11 protein-coding genes are annotated in these 13,537 nt (G+C 71.2%); all 11 read left to right on the top strand.

The window, feature by feature from the left end:
- Positions 1-103: 103 nt before the first annotated feature.
- The 11 genes from AC3A6M_RS10625 to ctaD all read left to right on the top strand — a co-directional run bounded on the left by AC3A6M_RS10625 (position 104) and on the right by ctaD (position 13,536).
- On the top strand, positions 104-2,701 hold the full coding sequence (locus tag AC3A6M_RS10625) for a putative bifunctional diguanylate cyclase/phosphodiesterase (RefSeq protein WP_487852692.1): 2,598 nt from the start codon (positions 104-106) through the stop codon (positions 2,699-2,701).
- Positions 2,702-2,813: 112 nt separating this feature from the next.
- A complete protein-coding gene (locus AC3A6M_RS10620; protein WP_487852691.1) occupies positions 2,814-3,464 on the top strand; it encodes a cytochrome c3 family protein in 651 nt (216 codons plus the stop codon).
- Positions 3,461-6,292, top strand: coding sequence for a 4Fe-4S dicluster domain-containing protein (locus tag AC3A6M_RS10615; RefSeq protein ID WP_487852690.1), 2,832 nt, complete (start codon positions 3,461-3,463; stop codon positions 6,290-6,292). Before AC3A6M_RS10620 ends, AC3A6M_RS10615 begins: the two co-directional genes overlap by 4 nt.
- Complete coding sequence (gene nrfD, locus AC3A6M_RS10610; protein WP_487852689.1) at positions 6,289-7,689, top strand: NrfD/PsrC family molybdoenzyme membrane anchor subunit; 1,401 nt, start codon at positions 6,289-6,291, stop codon at positions 7,687-7,689. The genes AC3A6M_RS10615 and nrfD overlap by 4 nt, the downstream gene beginning before the upstream one ends.
- Positions 7,686-8,231, top strand: a complete 546-nt coding sequence (locus AC3A6M_RS10605; protein WP_487852688.1) for a DUF3341 domain-containing protein — start codon at positions 7,686-7,688, stop codon at positions 8,229-8,231. Before nrfD ends, AC3A6M_RS10605 begins: the two co-directional genes overlap by 4 nt.
- Positions 8,228-8,848, top strand: a complete 621-nt coding sequence (locus tag AC3A6M_RS10600; protein ID WP_487852687.1) for a c-type cytochrome — start codon at positions 8,228-8,230, stop codon at positions 8,846-8,848. The genes AC3A6M_RS10605 and AC3A6M_RS10600 overlap by 4 nt, the downstream gene beginning before the upstream one ends.
- Positions 8,845-9,876 (top strand): hypothetical protein, encoded by a 1,032-nt coding sequence (locus AC3A6M_RS10595; protein ID WP_487852686.1) that lies wholly within the window; start codon positions 8,845-8,847, stop codon positions 9,874-9,876. The genes AC3A6M_RS10600 and AC3A6M_RS10595 overlap by 4 nt, the downstream gene beginning before the upstream one ends.
- Positions 9,869-10,201: a hypothetical protein gene (locus AC3A6M_RS10590; RefSeq protein WP_487852685.1), complete on the top strand. Its 333-nt coding sequence runs from the start codon at positions 9,869-9,871 to the stop codon at positions 10,199-10,201. Before AC3A6M_RS10595 ends, AC3A6M_RS10590 begins: the two co-directional genes overlap by 8 nt.
- On the top strand, positions 10,198-10,986 hold the full coding sequence (locus AC3A6M_RS10585) for an SCO family protein (RefSeq protein WP_487852684.1): 789 nt from the start codon (positions 10,198-10,200) through the stop codon (positions 10,984-10,986). The genes AC3A6M_RS10590 and AC3A6M_RS10585 overlap by 4 nt, the downstream gene beginning before the upstream one ends.
- On the top strand, positions 10,983-11,933 hold the full coding sequence (gene coxB / locus AC3A6M_RS10580; protein WP_487852683.1) for a cytochrome c oxidase subunit II: 951 nt from the start codon (positions 10,983-10,985) through the stop codon (positions 11,931-11,933). Before AC3A6M_RS10585 ends, coxB begins: the two co-directional genes overlap by 4 nt.
- The gene (gene ctaD / locus AC3A6M_RS10575; RefSeq protein ID WP_487852682.1) at positions 11,908-13,536 is read left to right on the top strand and encodes a cytochrome c oxidase subunit I; all 1,629 of its coding nucleotides are present in this window, start codon (positions 11,908-11,910) and stop codon (positions 13,534-13,536) included. The genes coxB and ctaD overlap by 26 nt, the downstream gene beginning before the upstream one ends.
- Position 13,537 lies beyond the last annotated feature (1 nt).

Here is a 13,537-nt window from a genome sequence, read left to right as displayed (position 1 = left end):
CTACGTGCTGGCGCTGTCCGCCATGCCGGGCTGACCGGCCCGCCGGAGCCAGCCCGCCCCTGCCGTGCGTCGTGGGCCGTGCGGGGGCGCGTTATACTGGCTCATGGACCAATTTCAGCCCACCGCCCTGCCGGACAACCGGCGTGTCGCCCGCGCCCTCGGCACGACGGGACTGCTGATTTTCGCCATCACGCTGGCGCTGGCGGGCCTGCTGTTTTCCAGCTACCGCAGCACCATCGAGCGCGAACAGACCAACCTGCGCAACCTGGCGGCCGCCTATGCCGCGCAGGCCCACTATGCGATGCTGGCGCTGGACACGGCGCTGGCGCACGGCGCCGGCGGCGCGGCCGCGCCGGACGCCGCGCTCGACCACCTGGGCGCCCGGGTCTACTTTGTCGGGCCGGATGGCCAGTCCCGTGTGGCCGCTGCCGCCGCGCACGCCGGGAACGGTGTGCCGGCGCCGCTGCAGGGCAGTCCGGCGCTGGTCGCCCTCGGCGCCCGCGGCGGGGCGGGCGGCCACGCGACGATCACGCTGGCGCGCGCGCTGCCCGCGGGCGCCGGCGATTCCATCGTCATCGAGACCGACGCCGCCTATTTCCAGCGCATCTTCGCCTCCTCCGACCTCGGCAGCGGCGGCTCGGTCACCCTGCTGCGGCGCGACGGCATCATGCTGGTGCGCAGCCCCACCTTGCCGGACGCGATCGGACGGTCCTTCCTGAACACGCCGCTGTTCCAGGTCCACCTGCCGCGCGCGCCCGTCGGCGCCTTCGAGACGACCAGCCCGACCGATGGCAAGCGCCGCCTGTACGGCTACAGCGCGGTCGCCGGCTACCCGCTGGTGATCATCACCGGGCGCGACAAGGCCGATACCCTGGCGGTCTGGCGCGGCTGGCTGCTGGTGGGCGTGCTGGCGTGGGCGCTGCTGTCGGCGACGCTGGCGCTGCTGGCCTGGCGGAGCGGGCGCGAAGCCGCGCGCCAGGCAACCTTGATCGCGCGCCTGGAGAGCAGCGAGAGCCGCCTGACCCACAGTTTCCGCTACCTGAATTCGATCCTCGACAGCCTCGCCACGCCGCTCTGGGTGCTCGACGCGCAGCGCCGCATCGTCCTGTTCAACAAGGCCTTCCGGCAATTCACGGGCAAACCCGGGGAGATGCTGGACGGGCGTCCGGAGACGGAGGTGCTGGACCCGCATGGCGCGCCGGCGCGCGAACGGCTGTACGCGGCGGCGGCGGGCGGCGGCGTACATACCCGCGAGGCCGAGATCCGCAACGGCGCCGGCGAGACGCGCACCGCGCTGCATCTCGCCGCGCGCCTCGACATCGAAGGCCATCCGGGGCAGATCGTCAACAGCCTGGCCGACATCACGGAACGCAAGCAGGTCGAACTGCGCCTGGCCTGGCTGTCCGACTTCGATCCGCTGACCGGACTGCCCAACCAGGACCGCCTGCGCCGCACCCTGAGCGAGGCGATCGAGGCCGCGCGCGTGGACGGCGGACAAGTGGTGCTGATCCTGGTCGCGCTCGAACGCCTGCACGAGGTGGCCGACCTGCTGGGCCACGAAGCCGGCGACGAGGCGGTGCTCCAGGTGGCCGCGCGCCTGGGCAGCCTGGCGCCGCAGGCGGTCTGCCCGGCGCGCGTGAAAGCCAACGAGTTCGGCCTGCTGCTGCCGGCCGCCCCGGAGCACGGCCGGGTCGACGACTTCGCGTTCGGGCTGCATGCGCTGCTGTCGGAACCGGTGCGCGTGCGCGAACGGGAATTCCATCTGGAGCCCGTTATCGGCATCGCGGTGTACCCGCTGGACGCCGGCTCGGTCAACGAATTGATGCGCCTGGCCGACATCGCCAAGCACCGGGCGCGCGGCGAGGGCGGCGAGCCGGTGCATTTCCATTCCGACTCCACCCATGTCCAGCTCGACGAACGGCTGTCGATCGAGGAGCAGCTGCGCCGCGCCCTGGAGCGCAGGGAGCTGAGCCTGGCCTACCAGCCGAAGGTCGAGATCGCGAGCGGGCGCATCGCCGGCTTCGAGGTCCTGCTGCGCTGGCATAACCCGCTGCTCGGCCAGGTCCCGCCGGCGCGCTTCATCCCGATCGCCGAGCAGACCGGCCTGATCCTCCCGATCGGCAACTGGGTCCTGCGCAGCGCCTGCGCGCAGGCCAGCGCCTGGCAGCGCGCGCACGGCGTCCAGCCGAGAGTGGCGGTCAACCTGTCGATTCGCCAGTTCTATCAGAAAGACCTGCTGCGCTCGATCGAGGAGGCGCTGGCCGCCGCCGGTCTCGCGCCGGATGGGCTGGAGCTGGAGATCACGGAGAGCATCGCCATGAGCCGCATCGATGTCGTCGAGCGCGTGCTGGCCGGCATCCGTGCGCTGGGCGTCGAGCTGTCGATCGACGACTTCGGCACCGGCCATTCGAGCCTCGCTTACCTGAAACGCTTTCCGGTGCAGTGCCTGAAGATCGACCGCGCCTTCGTCCGCGACCTGGGGCAGGACGCCGATAGCGCGGCGATCGTGCGGTCGATCGTGGCGCTCGGGCACGGCCTGAAGATGCGCATCGTCGCCGAAGGCGTCGAAACCGAAGCCCAGCTGGCGATGCTGCGTGAACTGGGCTGCGACGAATACCAGGGCTACCTGTTCGCACGTCCGCTCGACGCCGCGGCGGTGCCGGCGCTGCTGGCCGGCCAGGCCGAGCGGCTCACCTCCTGAGCGGCGTTTCAAGCGTGCGGAGGGGATCCGCGCACTCGCCTATACTAGCGAGAGTAATAAAAATACAACTCCAATGATACCAATCCATTTTCGGAACTGATCTGCGTGTCCAATGGCGCCGCCATTTTCCAAGCCTGCCGTCCTCGTCATCAAGCTCGTCCTGCTGGCGGTCGCCGGTGTGGTCGTGGCGGCGATCGCGGCGGCGCGCTGGGAAATGACGCCGCGTAACGGCATCATGGAACCGGTCAAGCAGCCGATCGCCTTCAGCCACAAGCACCACGTCGGCGACGACGGCATCGACTGCCGCTACTGCCATACTTCAGTCGAGAAATCCGGCTTTGCCGGCATGCCCTCGACCTCGATCTGCCTCAGTTGCCACTCCCAGCTGTTCGTCGACTCCCCGGCGCTGGCGCCGCTGCACGAGAGCGCGCGCACGGGCCGGCCAATCCAGTGGGTGCGCGTGCACGACCTGCCGGACTTCGTCTATTTCGAGCACGATATCCACGTCAACAAGGGCGTGGCCTGCGTCGAATGCCACGGCCGGGTGGACCAGATGCCGCTGACCTGGCGCACCGCCTCGCTCGAAATGCAATGGTGCCTGGGCTGCCACCGCAATGCGCCGCAGCACATCCGGCCCCTGTCCAAGGTGCTGTCGATGGCGCCGCAGCGGCCTCTCAGCCCGGAGGAAGTGCGCCAGCTCGACCGGCTGTACCGCCTGCGCGACGCCAACGCGCTGACCAACTGCTCGACCTGCCACAGATGAAGCGCCCCGGCCATCCCGTCATCCCGATCCATGGCCCGCAACTCGGCCAGGATGCGCCGGCGCGGCGCCGTTTCCTGAAGCTGATGGCGGCGTCCGCGGCGCTGGCCGGCGCCGGTTGCAGCGGGCCGCCGCCCGAGACCATCGTGCCCTATGTGCGCATGCCCGAGCAGGACGTGCCCGGGCTGCCGCTGTTCTACGCCACCGCCTTCGTGCGGCGCGGCTTCGCGCACGGGGTGCTGGTCGAGACCAATATGGGCCGGCCGACCAAGGTGGAGGGCAATCCCGACCATCCGGCGGGACGCGGGGCCACCGACGTCTTCACCCAGGCCTCGATCCTGCAGATGTGGGATCCGGACCGTTCGCAAACCGTGCAACAAGGCACGGAGCTGTCGACCTGGGCGGCCTTCGAGGCGGCCTGGGAAGCGCGCCGCCCGCATTTCGCACGCGACGGCGGGGCCGGCCTGCGCGTCCTGACCGGCAGCGTCACCTCGCCCACGCTGGCGCGTCAACTGGCGGCGCTGCGGGAGCGCTATCCGGCGATGCGCTGGCATGCCTGGGATCCTCTGCACGACGACGGCGCGGCGGCCGCGGCCACGCTGGCGTTCGGGCGCCCGCTGGATGCGCTGTACCGGCTGGAGCGTGCCGCCGTGGTGTTGACCCTGGACGCCGACCTGTTCGGCGCCGAGGGTGGGCAAGGCGCCCACCTGGCGCATGCGCGCGCCTTCACCGCGCCGCGCCGCCTGGGCGCCGATCCCGCCGCGAATCGCCTGTACGCGATGGAATCCACGCCGACCCTGACCGGCGCCTATGCCGACGAGCGCCTGGCGCGCGCGCCGCACGAGATCGAAGCAGCCTTGTGGCGCATCGCCGGCATGCTGGGCGCGGCGCCCGGCGCCGGCAGCGCGGCCGACGCGGCCACGTCGCGATGGGAAGCCGCGGTGGCGAAGGCATTGCGCGATGCGCAGGGAAGGGCGCTGGTGGTGGCCGGCGCGACCCTGAGCCCGGCCAGCCGCGCCCTGGTCCACCTGCTCAACCAGCGCCTCGGCGCGCAGGACGGCGCCGTCGCCTGGGTCGAACCGGTGGCGCCGGGCGCGCCGTCGCATGCGGACGCGCTCGCGGAACTGGCGGCCGACATGCAGGCGGGACGGGTCGACAGCTTGCTGATGCTGGACACGAATCCGGTGTACGCCGCCCCGCCCGCACTGGGCTTCGCGCAGGCGCTGCGCCGCGTGCCCCTGAGCGCGCATCTCGGCCTGTACCGCGACGAGACCGCGCGCGCGGCCGGCTGGCACCTGCCGCTGGCGCATTGCTACGAAGCCTGGAGCGACGCCCGCGCCTATGACGGCACGGCCAGCGTCGTGCAGCCGCTGATCGCGCCGCTGTACGGCGGGCGCTCGGCCCATGCGCTGCTGGCCATGGCGCTGGGGGAGGGCAGCCGCGACGGCCATGCGCTGGTGCGCGCGACCTGGCAGGCGGCGCTGGAGGGGCCTTTCGACGACGCGTGGCGCGAGACGCTGCGCCGCGGCATCGTGCCGGACAGCGCCGCCCGAGCCGTCACTGTGCGCACCGTGCCGCCGATCGCGCCGCCGGCGCTGGCCGCGCCGCCGCTGGTCGCCCGCTTCGCGCCCGATCCGGCCGTCGACGGCGGCGAGTTCGCCAACAACGCCTGGCTGCAGGAACTGCCGCGGCCCCAGACTTCGCTCACCTGGGACAACGCGGCCCTGGTCGGCCCGGCCACCGCCGCACGCGCCGGCCTGCACGACGGCGACGTGGTCCGCCTCGAGGCCGGCGGGCGCACGCTGGAAGCGCCGGTGCTGGTGCTGGCCGAGCAGGCGGAAGGCGCGGTCACGCTGCCGCTCGGCTATGGCCGCAGCGGCGCCGGCTCGGTCGGCGACGGGGTCGGCTTCAATGCCTACCTGCTGCGTCCGCAGGCCGCACTGGGGGCAGCAGTGCCCCTGCAGATGACGCGCACCGTGCGCGGCCATGTGCTGGCGCAGCGCCAGCGCGAGGTCGACATGCACGGCCGCGATCCGGTCAAGGTGACGGAAGTGAGCCGCCCGCTGCCGGCCAGGACGCCGGAAGAGGCGCGGGGCGGCACGACCTCGCTGTATCCGGAGCGCCGCTACGACGACTACAAGTGGGGCATGGCGATCGACCTGAACGCCTGCATCGGCTGCGCCGCCTGCACGGTCGCCTGCCAGGCCGAGAACAACATCCCGGTGGTCGGCAAGGAAGAGGTGATGCGCGGCCGCAGCATGCACTGGATCCGGGTCGACCGCTACCGTGCCGGTGCGCGCACCCTGTTCCAGCCGGTGCCCTGCATGCATTGCGAGCACGCGCCCTGCGAGGAGGTGTGCCCGGTCGGCGCCACCGTGCACGACGACGAAGGCCTCAACGTGCAGGTCTACAACCGCTGCATCGGCACCCGCTTCTGCTCCAACAACTGTCCCTATAAAGTCCGGCGCTTCAACTTCCTGCAGTATTCGAACCAGAAGCTGGAGAGCCTGAAGGCGCTGCAGAACCCGGAAGTGACGGTGCGCCGGCGCGGCGTGATGGAGAAATGCAGCTACTGCCTGCAGCGCATCACGCGCGCCCGCATCGACGCCGAAAAGCAGGGCCGCCGCATCCTCGATGGCGAAGTCGTGACGGCCTGCCAGGCGGCCTGCCCGACGGCGGCGATCCGCTTCGGCGACCTGAACGATCCGCGCAGCGAGGTGGTCGCCGCCAAGGCCTCGAAGCTCGACTACGTGCTGCTCGAAGAATTGAATACCCGGCCGCGCACCAGCTATGCCGCGCGCGTCGTCAACCCGGATCCGGAGCTGGAATGAACCCGCCTCCCTCGCCCGATACCGCGGCAACGCCGCCCCGCTCGCGCGATATCCCGGAGCTGCGCGCCGGCTGGGGCTATGCCGACGTCAGCGACAAGATCGCCGGCATCGTGCTGTCCGGCCGCTTCGGCTGGAAGTGGTGGACCGCCTTCCTGCTCGCCTGCGGCGGCGTACTGGCGCTGCTGGTAGCGGTCAGTTGGCTGCTGGTGAAGGGCATCGGCATCTGGGGCGTCGACATCCCCGTGGCCTGGGGCTTCGCGATCGGGAACTTCGTGTGGTGGATCGGGATCGGCCATGCCGGCACCTTCATCTCGGCGGTCCTGCTCCTGCTGCGCCAGCGCTGGCGCACCTCGATCAACCGCTTCGCCGAAGCGATGACCCTGTTCGCCGCCGGCATCGCCGGCATCTTCCCGATCCTGCACCTGGGCCGTCCCTGGTTCTTCTACTGGCTGGTGCCGTATCCGAACGTCATGAATGTCTGGCCGCAGTGGCGCAGCCCGCTGGTTTGGGACTTCTTCGCCATCGCCACCTACCTGTCGGTGTCGCTGCTGTTCTGGTACGTGGGCCTGATTCCCGACCTGGCCACCCTGCGCGACCGCGCCGGCGTGCGCGGGCAGCGCGGCGCCCAGGTCGCGTACGGCCTGCTGGCGCTGGGCTGGCGCGGCGAGGCCCGGCACTGGGCGCGCTTCGAACGCGCCTATTTGCTGCTGGCCGGGCTGGCCACGCCGCTGGTGGTGTCGGTGCACACCATCGTCTCGCTCGACTTCGCGGTCGGGAACACGCCCGGCTACCACTCGACGATCTTCCCGCCGTACTTCGTGGCCGGGGCGCTGTTCTCGGGCTTCGCCATGGTGCTGACCCTGGCGATCCCGCTGCGCGCCGCCTTCGGGCTGCAGGATTTCATCACCGGGCGCCACCTTGCGAATGCGGCCAAGGTGCTGCTGGCGACCAGCTGGATGGTCGGCTACGGGTACCTGGCAGAGATCTTCACCGCCTTCTACAGCGGCGACAAATACGAGATCTACATGACGCTCAACCGCTGGACCGGGCCTTACGCACCCGTGTACTGGAGCATGCTGGCCTGTAACATCCTGCTGCCGCAACTGCTGTGGTGGCGCCGCCTGCGCCATAGCGTGCCGGCGCTGTTCGTCCTCAGCCTGGCCATCAACGCGGGCATGTGGATGGAGCGCTTCCTGATCGTGGTGTCCTCGCTGCACCGCGACTACCTGCCATCAAGCTGGGGCATGTTCTATCCGACCCTGTGGGACTGGATCACGCTGTTCGGCTCGATCGCGCTGTTCGTCTGGCTGTTCCTGCTGTTCGTGCGCTTCCTGCCGCTGATCTCGATGGCCGAGATGCGCGAGCTGGTGCGCGACAGCGCGAGGGGAAAGCAATGAGGGAAGCCATGCGCGCCGGCGTGTACGGCCTGCTGGCCGAGTTCCCCACCGCGGACGCGCTGTGCGCCGCGGCGAAGCGGGCGCGCGAACACGGCTACACCCGCGCCGAAGCCTATAGCCCGTTCTCCATCGAAGGCCTGGACGAGGTGCTCGGCGCCGGCCCCGACCGGGTCGCGCCGGCGGCCCTGGTCGGCGGCCTGCTGGGCGGTGGCGGAACCTATTTCCTGCAGTGGTATGCGGCGGTGCTCGACTATCCCATCAACGTGGGCGGCCGCCCGCTGCACAGCTGGCCGGCCTTCATCCCGGCCACCTTCGAGATCACTATCCTGGGCGCGGCGCTGGCGGCGGTGCTGGCGATGCTGGTCCAGAACGGCTTGCCGCGCCTGCACCACCCGCTGTTCGAGGTCGAGGAATTCGAACTGGCCAGCCGCAACCGCTTCTTCCTGTGCCTGCCCGCGCATGACCCGGTGTTCGCGCCGGGGCCGGCGCGCGCGCTGCTGGAAGACATGCAGCCCATGCTGCTGCGCGAGGTGCCCGCATGAAGACCGTCGTCGTCGTGATGCTGTCCGGCCTGCTCGGTGGCCTGCTGGGCGGCTGCGAGCGCGCCAGGCAGGACATGTACGACCAGCCGCGCTACAAGACCTTCGGCGCCGGCGTGCTGTTCGCGGACGGCGCCAGCGCGCGCATGCCGCCGCCCGGCACCCAGCCGCGCGCGCGCGGCGCCTTCGCCGACAGCTCGGGCGGCCGCGCGGGCGGGGCGGCGGTGCAGGCGGACATCGCGGCCGAGAGCGCGCAGGCCAACCCTTATCCGGTCGACATGCGCCTGCTGGAGCGGGGCCGCGACCGCTACATGATCTACTGCCTGCCCTGTCACAGCCCGCTGGGCGACGGCGACGGGCTGGTGGTTCGGCGCGGCTTCCCGGCGCCGCCGAGCTTCCACCAGCCGCGCCTGCGCGAAGCGCCGGACCGCCACATCTACGACGTGATCACGCAGGGCTACGGCGTGATGCTGCCCTACGCCGACCGGGTCGAGCCGGCCGACCGCTGGGCCATCGTGGCCTTCATCCGCGCCCTGCAGCTGAGCCAGAACGCGCCGGCCGCCAGCCTGCCGCCCGAACTCAGGGCACGCCTGGACGCGCAACCGGGAGCGGCGCCATGAGACGCACCGCGATCCTGATCGGCGCCTGCGTGATGGCGGCGCTGTGCTGGCTCGGCTGGCGCACCGATGCGCGCGCGCTGCTGGCGGGCTACCTGGCGCTGTGGTGGTTCGTCACCGGGGCGCTGCTGGGCGGCCTGGCCAACGTCTGGCTGCACCAGCTCACCGGCGGCGGCTGGGGCGAGACGATCCGCACGCCGCTGCTGCGCGCGGCGCGCTGGCTGCCGCTGGCCTGCCTGCTGTTCCTGCCGGTGCTGGCCGGCATGCAGCTGCTGTACCCGTGGGCCGGCACGCCGGCGCTGGAACCGGACACCGCCTTCCGCCGCTGGTGGCTGGCGCCCGGCGCCTTCGCCGTGCGCAGCGTGGCCTACCTGGTCCTGTGGAGCCTGCTGTCCTGGATCGAACTGCGCGCGCGCCACCGTTCGCCGGCGCGCGCCGCGGCCTGCCTGCTGGTGTATGGATTCTCGAGCGGGCTGGCGGCGGTCGACTGGATCATGTCGCTGCAGCCGGAATGGTATTCGAGCGTGTTCGGCTGGCTGGCCGGCACCGGCCAGATGCTGACCGGGCTGGCGCTGGCGGTGCTGCTGATCGACCGCGACGCCGCGCGCCCGCGCCTGCCGGACCTCGGCAACCTCCTGATGATGTACGTGATGACCTGGGCCTACCTGGCCTATGTGCAGTTCCTGATCATCTGGGCCGCCGACCTGCCGCGCGAGATCGCCTGGTACCTGCGGCGCGACACGCCGGGCTGGCATGCCGTGGCCTGGAGCCTTCTGGCCCTGCACGGCGCCGGGCCGATCGTCATCCTGCTGTCGCGCCATGCCAAGCGCGCGCCGCGCTTGATGGGCGTGCTGGCGGCGGTCCTGCTGGCGGCGCACCTGCTCGATTGCTGGTGGCTGGTGCTGCCGTCGGTGCGCGGCATGCAAGCCGTCTGGGCGTGGCCGGCGGCGTTGCCGGTGCTGGCCGCCGCCATGCTGGCCTGGCCGGCCTTGCGCGGCGCACGCGCGAAGGGGAGGGAAGTCCATGTCTGAACGCGACGAAGACGGCATCCACGTGCGCGCGATCCGGCGCGGGGCGCTGGCGATCGCGGGCGGGATCGTGTTCGCCGTGGCCGGCTCGTGGTGGCTGCTGCAGCGCCTGGGGCCGGCCGTGAACACGGCGCAGCCGCCGGCGGCGATCCCGGCGCCGCGCCTGCAGCCGGCGCCGCAGGACGAGCGCGCCGCCTATTTCGCCGAAAAGGAAGGCCGCCTCGGGAGCACCGGCTGGGTCGACCGCGGCGCCGGCATCGCCCACATTCCGCTGGAGGAGGCGATGCGGCTGGCGGCGGCGCGCGCGCAACAGGAGCGCAAGCGATGAGCCGCGCATCGTTCGTCCTGTGCCTGGCGCTGTGCTCGGGCTGGGCTCCGGCCGGGGCGCAGGCCCTGCGCCTGCCGCCGCAGCCGGCGGCCAGCTTTGCGCCTGCCATCGGCGCGCGCCTGCCGCTCGACGCCATGCTGCGCGACGAGACCGGCGCTGCGCTGCCGCTGGGCGCCCTGTTCGGCAGCGCGCCGGTGGTGCTGGTGCCCGGCTACTACCGCTGCCCGAACCTGTGCAGCACCCTGTTCGAAGGCGTGGTGCAGGCGCTCGCGCTGAGCGGCATGGAGGCCGGCAGCTACCGCCTGGTCGGCTTCTCGATCGATCCAGGCGACGGCGCCGCGGCGGCGTCAAGCAGGCGGCATGCCTATGCCGCGCTGCTGCCGGGCGGCGAGGCCGACCTGCGCATGTTGACGGGCGACCCCGCGGCGCTGGCGCGGATCGAGGCGGCGCTGGGCTACCGCGCGCCGCGCGACCCGGCCACCGGCGAATACGCCCACGCCGCCGGCTTCGTGGTGGCCGGCGCCGATGGGCGGATCGTGCGCTACTTCCCCGGCGTGCGCTTCGAGCCGGCGGCGCTGCGCACGGCCGTCGCCGCCGCGCGCGCGGGCCGCGCCGAGGGCAGGGAAGCATCGCTGGGCGAACGCCTCCTGCTGCTGTGCACGCACTACGACCCGGCCGTGGGCCGGCATAGCGGCGCGGCGATGGCGGCGGTGCGCGCCGGCGTGCTGCTGGCGCTGCTGGGCCTGGGCGGCGCGGCATGGCGCTTCGCACGGGGGCGGGCATGAGCGCGCCCTTCTACCTGCTGCCGGCCGACGGCGCCCAATCCGCCACCCGCCTGGACAGCCTGGCGCTGTGCCTGCTGCTGCTGACCGGCGCAGTGGCGCTGGGCGTGCTGGCGCTGATGATCGTGTTTTGCGTGCGCTACCGTGCGTCCTCGAAAGCCGCGCGCGGCCATCCGCCGGCGAAAGACCTCGGCGTCGAGATCGCCTGGACCGTGATCCCGCTGCTGCTGTTCCTCGGCCTGTACGCCTGGGGCGCGGTCGACTATGCCGCCCTGTACCGGCCCGACCCGGCCGCCACCCCGGTGTTCGTGGTGGCCAAGCAGTGGATGTGGAAGGCCGAGCACCGCAACGGCCGGCGCGAGGTCGGCGAACTGCACCTGCCGCTGGGGCGCCCGGTGCGGGTGGTGCTGACCGCGCAGGACGTGATCCACAGTTTCTTCGTGCCGGCCTTCCGCATCAAGCAGGATGCGGTGCCGGGCCGCTACACGGCGATCGGCTTCACCCCGAGCCGCGCCGGCGAATACCGGTTGTTCTGCGCCGAGTTCTGCGGCACCGAGCACGCGATGATGACGGGGAAGATCGTGGTCATGCCGCCCAGCGACTACGCGCGCTGGCTGGCCGAGGGGCCGCGCCAGCCCGGCATGGCGGAGCGCGGCTTCGCGCTGTTCCGCAGCTATGGCTGCAGCGGCTGCCACGCCGCCGGCTCCAGCGTGCACGCGCCCGACCTCACCCATCTGCTGGGACGGCGCGTGCACCTGCAGGACGGCCGCGAACTGACCGCCGACGAAGCCTATGTGCGCGATTCCATCCTGGTGCCGCGCAAGGACGTGGTGGCGGGCTACGAACCCATCATGCCTTCCTTCGCCGGCCAGATCGGCGAGGAAGACCTGCTGGCGATCATCGAATACATCAGGGAGAGCGGACATGACCAGCGCACAGAGCGACCTTGAGCTCGAAGAAAAAGGCACACTGGCCGGCGCCAGCTACCTGAGCGAGGGCCATACGCTGCGGTCCTGGCTGACCACGCGCGACCACAAGCGCATCGCCCTGCTGTACGCGGTGTCGATCACGCTGTTCTTCTTCCTCGGCGGGATCGCGGCCGCGATCATCCGGCTGGAACTGGCCACGCCGCAGGGCGACCTGGTCAGCGCCGACACCTACAACAAGCTGTTCACCGCGCACGGCGTGATCATGGTGTGGCTGTTCCTGATCCCGTCGATTCCTTCGGTGCTGGGCAACTTCCTGATGCCGCTGATGATCGGCGCGCGCGACCTGGCCTTCCCGCGCCTGAACCTGGCCAGCTGGTACCTGTACCTGGCGGGCGGCGCGATCGTCCTGTGGGCGCTGCTGGCCGGCGGGGTCGACACCGGCTGGACCTTCTACACGCCGTTCTCGACCATGTTCTCGAACTCGCACGTGGTGCTGGCGCTGGCCGGCGTGCTGGTGGTCGGCTTTTCCTCGATCCTGACGGGCCTGAACTTCATCGTGACGGTGCACACCATGCGCGCGCCGGGCATGGGCTGGTTCCGCCTGCCGCTGTTCGTGTGGGCCAACTACGCGACCTCGCTGATCCTGGTGCTGGCCACGCCAGTACTGGCCATGACGCTGGTGCTGGTGGCGATCGAGCGCCTGTTCCAGGTCGGGATCTTCGACCCCGCGCTGGGCGGCGACCCGCTGCTGTTCCAGCACCTGTTCTGGTTCTATTCCCACCCGGCGGTCTACATCATGGTGCTGCCGGCGATGGGCGTGGCCAGCGAGATCATTCCCTGCTTCGCGCGCCGTCCCGTGTTCGGCTACCGCTTCATGGCCTATGCGATCCTGGCCATCGCCGTGATCGGCTTCCTGGTCTGGGGGCACCACATGTTCGTCAGCGGCCAGTCGGTGTACGCCGGCATGGTGTTCTCGCTGCTGTCCTTCATGGTCGCGGTGCCGTCCGCGATCAAGGTATTCAACTGGACCGCCACCCTGTACAAGGGCCGCATCCGCTTCGGCGCGCCGATGCTGTACGCGCTCGGCTTCGTCGGCCTGTTCACGGTCGGCGGCCTGACCGGCCTGTTCCTGGCCGCGCTGGCGCTCGACGTGCACCTGTCGGATACCTATTTCGTGGTCGCCCACTTCCACTACATCATGGTCGGCGGCTCGGTGATGGCCTACCTCGGCGGCATCCACTTCTGGTGGCCCAAGGTCACCGGGCGCATGTACTCGGAAGCCTGGGGCAGGCTGGCGGCCGTGATCATCTTCGCCGGCTTCAACCTGACCTTCTTCCCGCAGTACCTGCTGGGCTATGCCGGCATGCCGCGCCGCTACCACAGCTATCCGGAAGAGTTCCAGCTGCTGCACGTGCTGTCCTCGGCCGGCGCCGTGACGCTGGCGGTCGGCTACCTGCTGCCGCTGGGCTACCTGGCCTGGTCGTTGCGCTACGGCCGCGCGGCGCCGTCGAATCCGTGGCAGGCCACCGGGCTCGAATGGCAGACGGCCTCGCCGCCCCCTAGCCACAACTTCGCCCAGCCGCCCGTGGTGGCGCGCGGCCCTTACGCCTACACCACCCAATGAG

The organism is Telluria sp. Soil_C_11 (assembly GCF_057657395.1).
This window is presented reverse-complemented; position numbering and strand designations above follow the sequence as displayed.

What these genes read in the sequence shown, in the direction of transcription:
- AC3A6M_RS10585 (WP_487852684.1), top strand. Translation starts at nt 10,198, where the DNA reads ATGAGCCGCGCATCGTTCGTCCTGTGCCTGGCGCTGTGCTCGGGCTGG.
- nrfD (WP_487852689.1), top strand. Translation starts at nt 6,289, where the DNA reads ATGAACCCGCCTCCCTCGCCCGATACCGCGGCAACGCCGCCCCGCTCG.
- AC3A6M_RS10620 (WP_487852691.1), top strand. Translation starts at nt 2,814, where the DNA reads ATGGCGCCGCCATTTTCCAAGCCTGCCGTCCTCGTCATCAAGCTCGTC.
- AC3A6M_RS10600 (WP_487852687.1), top strand. Translation starts at nt 8,228, where the DNA reads ATGAAGACCGTCGTCGTCGTGATGCTGTCCGGCCTGCTCGGTGGCCTG.
- AC3A6M_RS10595 (WP_487852686.1), top strand. Translation starts at nt 8,845, where the DNA reads ATGAGACGCACCGCGATCCTGATCGGCGCCTGCGTGATGGCGGCGCTG.
- AC3A6M_RS10625 (WP_487852692.1), top strand. Translation starts at nt 104, where the DNA reads ATGGACCAATTTCAGCCCACCGCCCTGCCGGACAACCGGCGTGTCGCC.
- coxB (WP_487852683.1), top strand. Translation starts at nt 10,983, where the DNA reads ATGAGCGCGCCCTTCTACCTGCTGCCGGCCGACGGCGCCCAATCCGCC.
- AC3A6M_RS10590 (WP_487852685.1), top strand. Translation starts at nt 9,869, where the DNA reads ATGTCTGAACGCGACGAAGACGGCATCCACGTGCGCGCGATCCGGCGC.
- ctaD (WP_487852682.1), top strand. Translation starts at nt 11,908, where the DNA reads ATGACCAGCGCACAGAGCGACCTTGAGCTCGAAGAAAAAGGCACACTG.
- AC3A6M_RS10605 (WP_487852688.1), top strand. Translation starts at nt 7,686, where the DNA reads ATGAGGGAAGCCATGCGCGCCGGCGTGTACGGCCTGCTGGCCGAGTTC.
- AC3A6M_RS10615 (WP_487852690.1), top strand. Translation starts at nt 3,461, where the DNA reads ATGAAGCGCCCCGGCCATCCCGTCATCCCGATCCATGGCCCGCAACTC.